This is a genomic window from Microbacterium sp. ACRRU (assembly GCF_022346945.1).
In the GTDB taxonomy this organism is placed as follows: Bacteria; Actinomycetota; Actinomycetes; order Actinomycetales; family Microbacteriaceae; genus Microbacterium; species Microbacterium mcarthurae.
The window spans coordinates 65,403-79,676 of record NZ_JAKRNI010000003.1; the positions used below are offsets into that span (position 1 = coordinate 65,403).

Sequence of the window (14,274 nt, forward strand, 5' to 3'; positions counted from 1 at the left end):
GCCACCGGGAAGCCGGAACCCCGGTGTCGCCCGGATTCACAGCAGGATCTGAAGCGGATTCTCGATACGTGCCACGAAGGCGGCCAACCACTGCGCGGCCAGCGCGCCGTCGAGCACGCGGTGGTCGGCCGACAGGGTCACCGTCATCACCGTCGCCGAAGCGAGCGAGCCGTCGGACAGGACCACCGGACGCCGGGTCGCCGCCCCGACGGCGAGGATGCCGGCGTGCGGGGGGTTGATGATCGCGGCGAAGGATGTCGTGCCGTACATGCCGAGGTTGGAGACCGCGAAGGTGCCGCCCTCGAGTTCGTTCTGCTTCAGCCGCCCCTCGCGCGCACGCCCGGCGAGGTCGCGCACCGTGGCAGAGAGCTCTCCGATCGACAGACGGTCGGCGCCGCGGACCACGGGTGTCAGCAGGCCGCCGGGGACGGACACCGCCACCGCGATGTCGGCCGAGGCGAATCGGCGGGTGGCATCCGGTGTCCAGATCGCGTTGGCCTCAGGCACATCGCGCATCGCTCCCGCCACGGCTTTCACCACGAGATCGTTGACCGAGATGCGCTGCTCGCGCCCCTCGTTGATCTGGGCGCGCAGAGCCAGCAACGCGTCGACGCGGCAGTCGGCCTGCAGGTAGAAGTGCGGGACGGTGGCCTTCGACTCCGTCAGCCGCCGCGCGATCGCACGCCGCATGCCGGTGTGCGGCACGTCTTCGTACTGTGCTCCGGCGGGCTCGGGAGACGTCCCGGCGGGTGCGGCCGGTGCGGGGGTGGACGCCTGCGGCCGGGGTTCCGGATGCCGCTCCCGGAGCGCCTGCGTCCACGCGTCGAGGTCGCGGCGGACGATGCGGCCCCGCGGTCCCGATCCCGGGACGTCGGTGAGGTCGATCCCGCGCTCGTGGGCGAGACGCCGCACGAGCGGCGAGGCGAAGAGACGCTGATCGCGGGGCGCGGCGTCCGCGGCCGAGGCGGGTGCGGACGCGGCCGGTTTCTCCGCCGGGGCGTGTGGGGCAGCCTCCGGTGCGCCCTCGGAGGGTGCCGCTGCGGACTCCGCACCTTCCTCCGGGACGGCGGCGATGTCGGCGTCGGTGGGGTCGGCCGTCGCGGGCGCGGGTGCGCCGCCGGCGGCGGCGAGCGCCGCGTCGACGGTCTCCCCCTCCTCGGCGAGCACGGCGATCGGTACCCCGACGGCCGCGGCGTCCCCGGCGGGGAGCAGGATGCCGGCGAGGACACCGGCGCGCTCGGCCTCGTACTCGACGACGGCCTTCTCGGTCTCGATCTCGACGATCGCCTGACCGGCGCGCACGGGGCTGCCGACCTCGACGAGCCAGCTCTGGATCGCCGCTTCGGCGGCGCCGGTGGCGATCTCGGGCATGCGGACGACGACGGCCATCAGTGGATCCCTCCCGCCGCGCGCACCCGTTCCAGGCCGGCGACGACCTCCTCGCTGCGCGCGATGGCCGCTCGCTCCAGGACCTTCGAGATGCTGGGGCTCGCTTCTCCGCCGGTGACCCGCTCGACCGGCTGATCCAGCCAGTCGAAGAACCGGCGCTGGATCTCGTCCGCGAGCCAGCCGCCGTACGACGGTCCGCGCGCGCCCTGCTCGACGATCAGGACGGCGTTGGTCTTGCGGATGCTCTCCCCGACGGTGTCCCAGTCGAGCGAGGCCCGGTCGAGCCATCGCAGGTCGATGACCTCGGCATCCGTCCCGGTCTGCTCGACCGCTTCGAGGGTGTGTCCCACCATCGAGAGGTAGGTGAGCACGGTGACGTCGTTCCCCTCACGCCGGATGGCGGCGCGGCCCGGCGGGATGACGTAGTCGAGCTCGGTGTCGGGTACGCGGTCCGCCGTGCCGTACAGGTCGACGTGCTCGATCACGAGCACCGGGTCCTCGAGGGCGAGTGCGGCGTTCATGAGCCCGACGTAGTCGGCCGCCGTCGAGGCGGCGACGATGCGCCAGCCCGCCTGGGTCGCGAAGATGCCGGCCGGATCCATGAGGTGCTGCGAGCCGTAGCCCGACCCCATGGCGACCTTGGTGCGCAGCACGAGCGGGACGGTGTTGTTGTCGCCCAACATGTGCCGGGCCTTGCCGACCTGGTTGAACACCTGATCGGCGGCCACCCACATGAAGTCGGGGTACATGAACTCCACGACGGGACGGAAACGCCCGTCCATCGCGATGCCGCCCGCGGCGCCGAAGAAGCCGTTCTCGCTGATCGGCGTGCCGATGACGCGGTCGGGTCCATACTTCTCGGCGAGCCCCTTGGTCGCTCCGTTCGTGCCGCCGCCGAGCCGGTGCACATCTTCGCCGAGGACGATGATGCGGGGATCCTCTGCCATGCGGCGGTCCATGGTCTGGGCGACGGCGTCGACGAACTTCACATCGCGCCAGGAACCCGTCCAATCGGCGGGCTCGTCCGCCGTGAGGGCGTCGAGCTCAGAGGCATCCCCCCGGATGCCGGTGTCCACGACCGCCGGGTCGGGCCACAGCTGCGGACGGATACGGCGCCGGCCGGGGCGGTCGGGATCCGGCTCGACGACCGCCGACACCGACTGCGCGACGGCCGCCACCGCCTGCTCGCGCACCGCGGCGGCTTCGGCGTCGTCGAGGAGGCCGAGTCGGCGCATCTCCGACGCCATCCGCTCGAGCGGATCGCGCGCGCGCCACTGCCCCTCTTCGTCCTTGGTCCGGTAGCCGAAGGCACTCCCCGGGTAGGGGCCGTTCTGGTGGAAGAAGCGGTAGACCTCGGCCTCGACGATGGCGGGGCCCTCCCCCGCGCGCATGCGGTCGAGCGCTTCGCCCATCGCGAGGTGGACGGCGAGGGGATCCATGCCGTCCACCCGCCAGGCGGGAATCGAGAAGCCCTGTCCGCGCACCGAGAAGCGGGTGTCGGCGCTCGCCTCGTCGGCACGGGTCGATACCGCGTAGAGGTTGTTCTCGATGAAGAAGGCGACGGGCAGTTTCCACGTCGAGGCCAGGTTCATGGACTCGAGAACCGACCCGATCTGGCTCGATCCGTCTCCGAAGTAGTTGATCGACACGTCCGACGTTCCGGCGTGCTTCTGGGCCCACGCGTGCCCCGTCGCCAACGGCGCGCCGCCGCCGACGATCGCGTTGGTGCCGAGCGCGCCCGCTTCGAGCCACTGCAGGTGCATGGAGCCCCCGCGTCCGCCCGAGAAGCCCGAGGCGAGGCCGAGGATCTCGGCGAGGGTGCGGTCCAGGAGCGTCTGCACGTCCGGGGTGACGAGCGAAGCGGGATCCAGCGCTCCCCCGGAGACGTACGTCAACGTCTTGGCCAGGAACTGGTGATGCCCGCGGTGGGAGCCGTTGACCGCGTCGGCGGGACGCAGACCGACGATGGAGCCGACTGCGCCCCCCTCCTGGCCGATGCTGGAATGCGCGGGGCCGTGGACGAGGCCCGCGCCGGCCAGGTCGAGCACGGCCTCCTCGAACGCCCGGATCAGGTGCAGCTGGCCCAGCATCGTGCCCAGGAGCGCGGGGTCCGCGGCTTTCCAGTCCGCCGTGGTGGTCTCCAGTTGCACCCATTCGACACCGGTGTTCAACCGTTTCCGCTTGGCCATGTCGCTCCTCACGCGTCGTTGCGTCGATCTATACAGTCGTTCACCCACACTGTACGATCACATTGTTGCCAAAACAAGGTGTTCTACGGAGCGATACGCTTCGGAGGCGGCCTGAGCGCCGCGAATGGATCCAATGGAGGATGTGCGATGGGACTTCCGGGGCTGCGTGGCAGCGACCACATCGGTTTCACGGTTCCGGACCTCGACGAGGCGGAGGCGTTCCTGGTGGGCGTCCTCGGCGCCGAGCCGGTGTACACGCTTCCCGGCCGCAGCGGAGAAGGCGACTGGATGACGCGGCAGCTCGGCGTCCACCCGCGCACGCACATCCGCGAGATCCGCTTCTACCGCCTCGGCATGGGCACCAACCTGGAGGTCTTCGCGTACGACGCCGCCGACGGACAGGCTCCTCCTCCGCGCAACAGCGACATCGGTGGGCACCACCTCGCGCTGTACGTCGACGACCTGGATGCCGCGGTCGCCCACCTCCGCGCGCACGGCGTCGAGGTGATGGGGGATCCGGTGATCAGCGGCGCGGCCTCGACGGGACAGCGATGGATCTACTTCCGCGCACCGTGGGGGATGCAGTTCGAGCTCGTCAGCTTCCCCGAGGGCAAGGCGTACGAACGCACCGCGTCCACGCTTCTCTGGCACCCCGCGAGGCCCGCCGAGTGACCGGGCTGCTCCGCGTCCCCCGGGATCACGGCAGCGCCGGGGCGGGAATCGCCGACACTCTTCGCGACGAGATCCTGCGCGGCATCCATCCGCCCGGCGCCCGTATCCGGCAAGAAGACCTCGCCACCCGACACACCACGAGCCGGATCCCGGTGCGCGAAGCGCTGCGCATCCTCGAGGCGGAGGGGCTGGTCACCCGCGTCGCCAACGCCGGCGCCTGGGTGTCGCGCTTGACGCTGGACGAGTGTCAAGAGCTGTACCTGGTACGCGAGCGCGTCGAACCGGTGCTCCTGGCGATGAGCGCGCCGCTGCTTTCGACGGCCGACCTCGACCTCCTGGACGACCTGGCCGAGCGGATGGAGGACGCGGATGCCGAGGACTTCCTCCGCCACGACCGGGAGTTCCACTTCGCCACCTACGCGCCCGCGCGCACCGTGATGCTCGGCGATACGGTGGTGGGCCTGTGGAACCGGACGCACCACTACCGCCGCGCCTTCGTCACCGCGGCCCACGCCCGGCACGACGGCGCGGCGCATCACGATCACCGACTGCTGGTCGCGGCACTGCGTCGCGGTGACGCCGACGAAGCGGCCCACGTGCTCGAGCGGCACATCCGACGCACGCGCATCGAACTCGAGCGGCATCCGGAGATCTTCGCGAACGAGCCGCCGGTCAGGTGATGCGCCAACCCCGGTCGACGTACAGGTTGGTCGCCGAGACGCCCTCGTTGTGCAACAGGAAGCGGGTGGCATCCACCACGTCCCGCATGGTCGCGAGTTCCCCACCCGGCGTCCGCGATGAGTAGCCGTCCAAGACTCCCGCGGGCTTCCCCGCCCAGAACGGGCTGTCGCCGATGATGCCGGGATGCAGAGCGTTCACGCGCAGGGGCGCGAGCTCCAGCGCCAGGGCCGTCGTGAGCCCCTCGACACCCCCGTTGATCGTCGACACCGTGATCGATCCGGGGTACGGGGCGTCTTTCGCTCTGCCGCCGAACAGGACGATCCCGGTCGACCGCGACGGAACGAGCCGATCGAGCAGCGCGTGCACGGTCTCGGTGTACCCGACGAGCTTGAGGGTGACCAGCCGCCGAGCGCGCGCGATGTCGTAGTCGCGCACGGTGTTCGCGTCGCGTTCGATCGCGGCGAGCACGAGGCCGTCCAGTTCGCCGACGTCGGCGAGCGCCGGAGCGATGTCCTCGGGCTCGGAGATGTCGACAGCGATGCCGCGGACGTTGGGCCCGATCTCGCGCGCGATCGCCTCCGCGGCCGCGGCGTCACGACCGGTGAGCGTCACCTCGTGGCCGTCAGCGGCGAGCGACGCGACGATCTCCCGCCCGATGCCGGACGTACCCCCGACCACCAAGTACCTGCGGCTCATGCCGCACCTTCCTCTCGTTCATCGTCGGATGCCGGCAGCAGTCCGCGCCGGGTGACTTCCGCCGCGGCGCCCCAGTCGAGGCGCGCGAGGTCGGGTTCGGCCAAGGCGCGCTCGAACACGGCGGTCAGTGCGGCGAGCGTGGGCAGGTGCGTCCCGGTCTCACCCGCGATCTCTGCGCTCAGCCGGAGGTCTTTGTACCCCAGTGCCACATCGAACCCCGGCGGGTCATACGCCTGCCGGGCGATCATCCCGCCATAGCCGCTGTACACCACCCCACCGAACAGCGTCGAGGTGAGGATCTCGACGAACAGGCCGGGGTCGACGCCGCGCGCTTCGACGAGGGCGACGGACTCACCGATCGCCTGGATGGCGTGGATGATGTCGTAGTTCACCGCGATCTTCACGGCGTTCGCGGTCGACGGCTCGGCGCCAAGCGGCCACAGGCGCGCGGCGAAGAGCTGCAGGAACGGCTCGACCTCGGCAACGTCGCCGGGCGCCCCCGCGACGAGGACGTTCAGCTTGCCCTCCGCCGCGACGGTCGGCCGCCCGAGCACGGGCGCGGCGACGTACCGGGCGTCGACGGCCGCGAACCGCCGCTGCAGCTCCCCCGCCTCCGCGGGGCTGATCGACGCCATGTTCACGTGGACGCCGCCGGTCGTGGATGCCACGGACTCGGCATCCAGGACGGCGAGCGCCGCGGGGCCGTCGGCGAGCATCGAGAACGACACCGGGTGCGCGAGCGCCTCGCGCGGCGTCGCGCAGGCCACGGCCCCGACCGCGACGAGGTCGTCGACCGGCCCTCGCGAACGGTTCCAGACGTGCACGAGGTGCCCTGCGTCAATGAGGCGGCGGGCCAGGGCCGCCCCCATCGAGCCGAGACCGAGGAACCCGACCGATGCCATCACGCCTCCCCGCGGCCCCAGGTCGTGTTCAAGTGCGACTGCGAGTCGCGCTGATTGTTCAACGGCCCGCCCACGGCGATGTAGCGGGGACCGGCGATCAGCAGTTCCTCGGCGGGGAACTTCGTGATCACCTCGCAGCCGGTGGCCGTGACGACGACCTCCTCCTCGATGCGGGCCGCACCCCACCCGTCGGCCGAGGGCCAGTACGTCTCGAGGGCGAAGACCATGCCCTCCTTCAGTTCCTCCGGGTGATCGAACGACACCAGGCGCGAGAAGATCGGCTTCTCCCAGATCGACAGGCCGACCCCGTGGCCGTACTGCAGGGCGAACGCCGCCTCTTCGTCGGCGAATCCGAACTCCTGCGCGGTCGGCCACACCGAGACGATGTCGGCGGTCGTAGCTCCCGGACGCACGAGGGCGATCGCCCGGTCCATGTACTCGCGGGCCCGCGTGTAGGCGTCCTTCTGCTTGGTGCTGGCCGAGCCGACCGCGAACGTCCGGTAGTAGCAGGTGCGGTAGCCGTTCCAGCTGTGCAGGATGTCGAAGAACGCGGGGTCGCCCGGCCGGATGAGCCGGTCCGAGAACACGTGGGGGTGGGGCGAGCACCGCTCCCCCGAGATCGCGTTGACGCCCTCGACGTACTCCGAGCCGAGGTCGTAGAGGGTCTTGGCCACGAGCCCCACGGCCTCGTTCTCGCGGACACCGGGGCGCAGGAACCGGTACAGGTCTTCGTACGCGGCATCCACCATCGACGCCGCCTGCGTCAGCAGACGGATCTCGTCATTCGTCTTGATGCGTCGCGCCTCCATGAAGATCTGTTGCCCGTCGACCACCTGGATGCCGACCTTCTGCAGCGCGAACAGGATCGGCAGCTCGATGACGTCGACGCCGAGCGGCTGATCGGCGACCCCGAACTTCTTCAGCTCGCGCTTGATCTTGCGGGCGACTTCCTCGGCGATACCGGCGTCGGGCGGGAAGGCGCCCCGGAGGGTCGAGATTCCGGCGCGGGCACCGGACTCGAGCCGCGGCCGCTTGGTTCCCTCGTGCGGCGCGTGCGGGTCGGCATCCATCTCGGACGAGGTGACGTCCAGCCAGGGGTTGTACAGCGCGTGGTGCTTGGCCGCCGACCCGAAGTCCCACGAGATGGGGTCGGTGTTGCGCGTCAGCAGCGAGAAGCGGATCAGTTTGTCCATCGCCCACGTGCCGATGTGGGTCGCGGTCATGTAGCGGATGTTGGAGAAGTCGAACGCGAGGACCGCACCGAGGTCCGAGCGTTCGAGTTCGGCCTTCACGCGAGCGAGGCGCTCATCGCGGAGCCGGTCGAAGTCGACCCGGGCCTCCCAGTCGACGCCGTTCGTGCCCGTGGTTCCGGTGTTCTTCATGATGGCCTTCCTGAGGTTCGAGGGGTTCCGGGAGGGTTGCGTGGGCCGGCGGTTCAGCCGGTCCGCACTCTCGACGAGCGACCACGGCGCACGAGCACCATGACGAGGGGGACGACGGCGGCGAAGAGCACGAAGGCGCCCTGGATCCAGTACTGCCACGACAGGCCGAGCGACAGGAACGCGAGGGCGCTCGTCACCGTCTGCAGCAGCACGCCGGCGGCGGCAACCGCGAGCGCCGAGCCCGACCCGCCGAAGATGCTCGCGCCCGCGATGACGACCGCCGTCACCGACGTGAGGGTCAGGGCCTGCGCCGCGTTGGCGTCACCGATGCCCGAGCGCGAGTACACCGCCAGTCCGGCGAGCGCGGCGAGCCCCCCGGCGGTGACCGAGGCGAGCAGACGCGTGCGCGGCACACGGACGCCCATGCGGTTGGCCTTGACGGGGTCGGAGCCGGCCGCGCGCAGGGCGCGTCCCCCACGGGTGCGCTGGATGACGAACCACATCGCGACGGCGATCACGATCGCCAGCGCCAGGATCACCGGCACTCCCGCGACGGCGAGACCGAGGGTCGTGAGCACGTCGGCGCGGGCGGCGCCGCCCGGGCTGGGGCGGAGCACCTGCGCGACCCCGAGGACAGCGATGGAGCTGACCAACGTGGCGATGACCGGGGGCAGCGACAGCCGTGTCACCAGAAGGCCGTTGATCAATCCGACGACGGCCCCGGCCGCGAGCGCCATCACCAGGCCGACGAGGAACAGACCGATGCCCTGCTGCGCGAAGAACGACAGCACCACGGCCGAGAGCGCGGTCACCGACCCGATGCTCAGATCGATGCCCCCGGTCATCACGACCACGAGCTGCGCGAGACCGACGAGGATGAGCACGCTCGCCGCGGCGAGCAGCTGACTGATGCTGAGGGGGCTCAGGAACGCCGAGGACACGAACGACGTGATGACCGACAGCGTCACCGCCAACCCCAGCAGCACGACCGCCTGCGTCTCGCCGGCGAGGATGCTGCGCGAGCGGGAGCGGCGCGCCTTGACGGCGATCTCCACGGACGCCGTCTCCGACGACAGCACCGCCGCGCCGGTGATGGCGCGCTCGTCGACGTCGTCGCCGATGAGAGTGGTCTGGACGCGGCCGCGCGAGAAGACCACGACCCGGTCGCACAGGCCCTCCAGCTCCACGGCGTCGGTGGAGAGGACGACGACGGCGACGCCGGAGGCGGCCATCTCGCGCAGGAACGCGTAGATGTCCACGCGGGCACCGGCGTCGACGCCCTGGGTCGGGTCTTCGACCAGGAGGACCTTCGGGTCGCCGAGGCGCCCGCGGGCCAGGAGCACCTTCTGCTGATTGCCGCCGGACAGGGCCGAGACGGGCACTTCGAAGTGGGGCGTCTTCACCGCGAGGCCGTCGACACCCTCGCGGGTCAGCTCGTACTCGCGGCGTCGTCGGACGAAGCCCCCCGGCATCGCGGCCTTCAGGGCACCGGCGACGGCGTTCTCGCGGATCGACATCTTGCCGAACATGGCTTCGCCGATGCGATCGCCCGGCAGGAACACCACTCCCGCGGCAGCCGCGGCCCGGCGCGACCGTGTCGGGATCTCGTGGCCGTTCACGAGGATCCGGCCGCCCGTCGCTCCGTCGCCGGCGATGCCGCGCAGGACGCGGCGCTGTCCGTTCCCCTCGACGCCGGCCAGACCGATGATCTGCCCGGGGTACACCGAGAACGACACGTTGTCATAGCCGGGACCGCTGAGTTCCAGCACTTCGAGTGCGGGCGCATCGGATGCCGAGGGCGCAGCGGGTTTGTCGGGGAACGTCGTCTCCAGCGAGCGGCCGACGATGAGCTCCACCACCTCGTCGGCGGTGAAGTCGGCCACCAGGCCCCGCCCGACGACGCGACCGTCGCGCAGCACCGTGAGGTCGTTGCCGATCTCCATCACCTCGGGGATGCGGTGCGTGATGTAGACGATCGCCACGCCCTCCGCGAGCAGACTGCGCACCTGGGCGAACAGCCACGCGGTCTCCTCGGGCCCCAGCGCCTCGGTCGGTTCGTCGAGGACGAGCACACGAGGATCGGATGCCAGCGCGGCCGCGATCTCGACCAGGTGGGCCTCGCGCAGCGAGAGCGACGACACCTGCGCGTGGGGATCGATCTTCAGCGACAGCTTCTCGAAATGAGCCGCCACCCACGCGGCCGCCGTTCGGCGCGAGGGGCGCTTGCTCGCCGGAAGCAGGAGGAGTACGGCATCCACAACGCTGAGCGAGGGTGCGAGGGCCGGGATCTGGTACACGATCGCCAGGCCGGCCTCGCGCGCTTCGGCGGGACGGATGCGGTCGAACTCCCGCCCGGCGAGGCCGATGGTGCCCGAATCCGGCACCACCGACCCCGCCGCGATCCCCACGAGGGTGGACTTTCCGGCGCCGTTCTCGCCCAGCACGGCGTGCACGCGACCGGCGGCGATGTCGACCGAGACCGCGTCCAGCGCGGTGACACCGGGGTAGGTCTTGGTGATGCCCGAGAGAGTGAGTGCGGATGCCACGGTCGTGGGGGTCTCGTTCATCAGCCGAAGAGCTTCGTGATCTCGTCGGCCGTCAGCAGCGTCGACGGCGTGGCGTCCGACGGGGCGGAGGACAGGCAGGCCTCTTCCGGGGTGATGGCCCCGGACGCGGATCCCGTGGAGTCCTCGAAGAGCGCGAGCTCGTACAGCGAGGGCTCGACGTTCTGCGCGCCGAACTTCGCGGCGAGCGCCTTGCGCAGCGCCACGCGGCCGATCCACGTGCGCGACGAGACGGTGGCCAGCTCGTAGTCCGGGTTCGCGGCCTTGAGGTCGGCGAAGCCGCAGCTGAGGGAGTTGTCGTCGGTCGAGGTGAGGATCGGCAGGGGCTGTCCGGCCGCCTCGTAGGCGCGGATGACGCCGGAGGCGGAAGCGCCGTAGTCCGCGATGATCGCGTCGATGGGCGTGCCCTGAGAGAGGACACCCGCCATCGCCTGCTGCGCCTGAGCGGGATCCCAGTTGGTCCAGATCGGCTCTTCGTTCACGAGGGTGATCTGCGGGTTGGCGTCGAAGACCTCCTTTGCGCCGGCGAACTCCTGCGTGGACACGAGCGCCCCCGAAGGACCACCGAAGAAGACGACGTTGCCACCGGCGTCGCCGAGCTGGTCGACGATCCACTGCGCCTTGGACTTGCCCACGAACTGAGGAACCTGGTCGGTGTAGTCCAGGTAGTCCGTGCCGGCGGTTCCCTGCGGGTCGGAGGCGAAGTTCACCACGATCGAGCCGGCCTGGGTGGCCTGCCGGATCGCGGGGAGGTGCGCCTCACCGGGTCCCGCGTCGGGGATGACGAGGATGATGTCGGTGCCCTTGGCCGCGAGGCTCGTGATGCCCGAGGTGGTCGCCTCGAGGTCGCCGCGTCCGGCGATGAACTCCACGCCCGAGATCGCGTCGCACTTGGCCGCTTCGCTCTCGATTTCGGCGAGCACGGTCTGCGACCACGTGTTGGTGCCGTAGCCGTCGACGACGCCGACCGACACCGGCTCACCGTCGGCGGGGCAGATGTCGGCGATGTCCGCGAACTGATCGACGGTGCCGACGGTTCCGGCGGCGATGTCGGCGGTGAGGTTGTTGGCGCCCTCGGCGCTGCCTCCGGCGCTGTTGGTCGAGGAACAGCCGGCGAGGACGAGCGCGCCGAGCGCGATGACGGCGACTCCTGTTCGCCGTGCGGGTGCTGTGGTGATCATGGGGTACTCCTCTTCGAGTGGGTGATCGGGTATGCAGGGACGTGGGTGGGCGTGACGGGTCGCCCGTCGACCCGTGGGCCGCGGTGTTCGGAGGGCCGGTTCAGGCTCCGGGACGCCGTCTCATGAGATTCCGGATACGTGACGTAGTGCCTCCCAGCTGCAGCTGGGCGACGATCCCGACGCCGATGATGAGCGCCTGGACGATGTTCTGCACGGCGGTGGCCTGCGTGAACGTCTGGACCAGCTGCGTGAGCTGGGCGAGGAAGAGAGCGCCGAGCGCGGTGCCGACGACACTCCCCCGGCCGCCCGTGAGGGCGGTACCGCCGAGGACGACCGCGGCGATCGAGGGCAGCAGGTAGTCGTCGCCCGCGGTCAGCGTGGGGGTGCGCAGGAGTCCCGCGAGCAGCACGCCACCGGCGGCGGCGAGACCCGCCGAGAGCACATACGCCACGATCGTGTAGCCGCGTGTGCCGATGCCGAGATTCGCCGCGCTGCGGGGGTTCTCCCCGACGAGCTCGAAGCGGCGGCCGAGCCGCGTCAGCTTCAGCACGATGTGCACCGCGAGGGTCAGCGCGACCGCGAAGAAGACGAGGACCGGGATGCCGCCCCACCGGCTGAGCGCGAACTGGTTCAGCGCGTCGGGGCTCTGGGTCGCGAAGCCCCCGGAGACGGCCTGGACGGTACCGATCATCAGCGCGTTCACCGCGATGGTGACCACGAGGGGCGGCAGACCGAAGAGCGTGATGACCAGGCCGCTGGCGAGGCCGAACGCGGCGGTCGCGACGATGGCGGCCACGATCGCGGCGGGAAGCCCCAGGGCGTCGTCTCCGCCGAATCGGGCGACGATCAAGGCGCCCAGGGTCACCGCGCCGGGAATCGACAGGTCGAGGCCGCCCTGCTGGATGACGAGGGTCTGTCCGATGGCGACGATGGCGATGAGGGCCGCGAACGGCAGCATCGACACGATCGCGGTCGGTCCAACGCTGCCCGGCGCGATGAGGGGGCTCACCAGGAACAGCGCGGCCACCGCGATGAGCGCGCGGGTGCCGGGCCAGGCGAGCACCATCCGCGCCGTGGGGCCGTGGTCCTTCGGCGCGATGCGGGCGGGAGCGGCGAGACCGGTCATGCCGTCACCAGTGTGGGGTGCCAGGTGCCGTCGAGCCGGGCCTCCGGCATCTGTCCGAGCAGGTACGAGCGGGATGCCTCGGCATCCGCCTTCAGCCGGGCGAGGTCGACTCCGACCAGCTCGCCGTCCTTCTTCACTCGTCGTCCCTGCACGAACACGTCGCGGACGAGACCCGGGTGGGCCGAGTAGACGAGGCTCCCGATCGGGTTGTTCAGCGGGGTCAGGGCGAGCGAACGATCGTCGAGCACGACGATGTCGGCGGCCTTGCCGACGGCCAGCGATCCCGTCGTCTCGGCCAGCCCCGCGGCGTGCGCGCCGTCGATCGTGGCGAACTGCACGACGTCGGCGCACGTGAGGCTGATGCGCTCGAGCACTTCGCCGGTGTCGACCGACGGCGCGTTGTCGAGCGCCCGCTGCATGCCGATGGCCGTGCGCATCGTGGCGAACATGTCGCCGCCGTTGGAGCTGCAGACGTCGATCGAGAACGTCGGGCGGATGCCCGCGCGCAGCAGACGACCGGTGGCGGGGAACCCGTGCCCCATCTGCATCTCGACGTCGGGCGCGACCGAGGCGGTTCCGCCGCTGTCGGAGATGAGGCGCAACTCGTCGTCGCTGAGCGTGCAGCAGTGCACGTAGGTGATGCGGTCCGAGAGCAGGCCGTCGGCGTTCATCTTGTGGATGGGTCCGGACTTGCCCCAGTATCCGTCGCCCGCGTGCATCGTGACGCGCAGATCGAGGTCGGCGGCGAGGCGGAAGTCCAGGACGTTCACCTCGGGCGTGACGAACTGGGGTCCGCGCAGAGCGAGGGCCATGGTCACCAGTCCGTCGCCGGAGGAGAAGTGCTCGTCGCGGACGCGTCGCGCGTCGGCGGGGTGCGGGTTGGCCGACGGGAGGCTCCCCCACTGCTCGGCACCGCCGCCGTGCGCGAAGACCGCCCGCATGCCCGTGTCCTTGAGCGCCGCGACCGCCGCATCGGCGTGCTCGGGCGTGGCGAGGTTGTGGGACCAGTCGACCAGGGTGGTGATGCCGGAGTCCAGCGCTTCGAGGGCGCCGAGGTAGTTGCCGGTGTAGGTATCCTCGGGGCGGAAGTGCTTGCTGAGTCCGGTGTGGAGCCCGGCCAGGTACTCCGTCAGCGACCAGTCCGACGCGAGGTTGCGAACGACCGACTGCCAGGTGTGACGGTGGGTGTCGACGAAGCCCGGGTGCACGATGCGCCCGCGGACATCGATGACCTCGGCGTCCGCGGCATCCAGGCCCTGGCCGATGGCCTCGATCGTTCCGTCTGCACCGATCAGGATGTCGGTGTCGGTGAGGACCTCGCCGGGCCGGACCGCGGTGATGACGGTCCCTCCCCGCAGCAGCGTGCGCGTGCTCATGTCGTGGTGACTCCCTCGTCGAACCGGAGCGTCGTCGCGCCGGTGATGTGCGTTGTTCGGATGCTAGAAAGTGTGACTGAACATGTCAAGTATTTGTTATCACTCCGTAGCCCTAC

Annotated in this window: 11 protein-coding genes; 2 read left to right on the forward strand and 9 right to left on the reverse strand. The window is 70.6% G+C overall.

Features of this window, described 5'->3' with window-relative positions; translation table 11 throughout:
* Positions 1-36 precede the first annotated feature (36 nt).
* A complete protein-coding gene (locus MHY30_RS03150) occupies positions 37-1,389 on the reverse strand; it encodes a 2-oxo acid dehydrogenase subunit E2 (protein ID WP_239275049.1) in 1,353 nt (450 codons plus the stop codon).
* Positions 1,389-3,578, reverse strand: a complete 2,190-nt coding sequence (locus tag MHY30_RS03155; RefSeq protein WP_239275050.1) for a thiamine pyrophosphate-dependent enzyme — start codon at positions 3,576-3,578, stop codon at positions 1,389-1,391. Before MHY30_RS03155 ends, MHY30_RS03150 begins: the two co-directional genes overlap by 1 nt.
* Positions 3,579-3,725: 147 nt before the next feature.
* Here MHY30_RS03155 and MHY30_RS03160 point away from each other — a divergent pair, with 147 nt between their 5' ends.
* Entirely contained in the window at positions 3,726-4,250 is a 525-nt protein-coding gene (locus MHY30_RS03160; RefSeq protein ID WP_239275051.1) for a VOC family protein, read from the forward strand.
* Entirely contained in the window at positions 4,247-4,930 is a 684-nt protein-coding gene (locus MHY30_RS03165) for a GntR family transcriptional regulator (RefSeq protein ID WP_239275052.1), read from the forward strand. Before MHY30_RS03160 ends, MHY30_RS03165 begins: the two co-directional genes overlap by 4 nt.
* Here MHY30_RS03165 and MHY30_RS03170 read toward each other — a convergent pair.
* The 7 genes from MHY30_RS03170 to MHY30_RS03200 form a co-directional block, all read right to left on the reverse strand.
* Positions 4,923-5,627, reverse strand: a complete 705-nt coding sequence (locus tag MHY30_RS03170; RefSeq protein WP_239275053.1) for an SDR family oxidoreductase — start codon at positions 5,625-5,627, stop codon at positions 4,923-4,925. The genes MHY30_RS03165 and MHY30_RS03170 overlap by 8 nt on opposite strands.
* The gene (locus tag MHY30_RS03175; RefSeq protein ID WP_239275054.1) at positions 5,624-6,529 is read right to left on the reverse strand and encodes an NAD(P)-dependent oxidoreductase; all 906 of its coding nucleotides are present in this window, start codon (positions 6,527-6,529) and stop codon (positions 5,624-5,626) included. Before MHY30_RS03175 ends, MHY30_RS03170 begins: the two co-directional genes overlap by 4 nt.
* On the reverse strand, positions 6,529-7,911 hold the full coding sequence (locus MHY30_RS03180; RefSeq protein ID WP_239275055.1) for a Xaa-Pro peptidase family protein: 1,383 nt from the start codon (positions 7,909-7,911) through the stop codon (positions 6,529-6,531). The genes MHY30_RS03175 and MHY30_RS03180 overlap by 1 nt, the downstream gene beginning before the upstream one ends.
* Positions 7,912-7,964: 53 nt before the next feature.
* On the reverse strand, positions 7,965-10,478 hold the full coding sequence (locus MHY30_RS03185) for an ATP-binding cassette domain-containing protein (protein ID WP_239275056.1): 2,514 nt from the start codon (positions 10,476-10,478) through the stop codon (positions 7,965-7,967).
* Positions 10,478-11,656, reverse strand: coding sequence for a substrate-binding domain-containing protein (locus MHY30_RS03190; RefSeq protein WP_239275057.1), 1,179 nt, complete (start codon positions 11,654-11,656; stop codon positions 10,478-10,480). Before MHY30_RS03190 ends, MHY30_RS03185 begins: the two co-directional genes overlap by 1 nt.
* A 100-nt stretch (positions 11,657-11,756) precedes the next feature.
* Positions 11,757-12,782 (reverse strand): ABC transporter permease, encoded by a 1,026-nt coding sequence (locus MHY30_RS03195; protein WP_239275058.1) that lies wholly within the window; start codon positions 12,780-12,782, stop codon positions 11,757-11,759.
* Positions 12,779-14,158, reverse strand: coding sequence for an amidohydrolase family protein (locus MHY30_RS03200; RefSeq protein WP_239275059.1), 1,380 nt, complete (start codon positions 14,156-14,158; stop codon positions 12,779-12,781). Before MHY30_RS03200 ends, MHY30_RS03195 begins: the two co-directional genes overlap by 4 nt.
* Between the last annotated feature and the right edge of the window lie 116 nt (positions 14,159-14,274).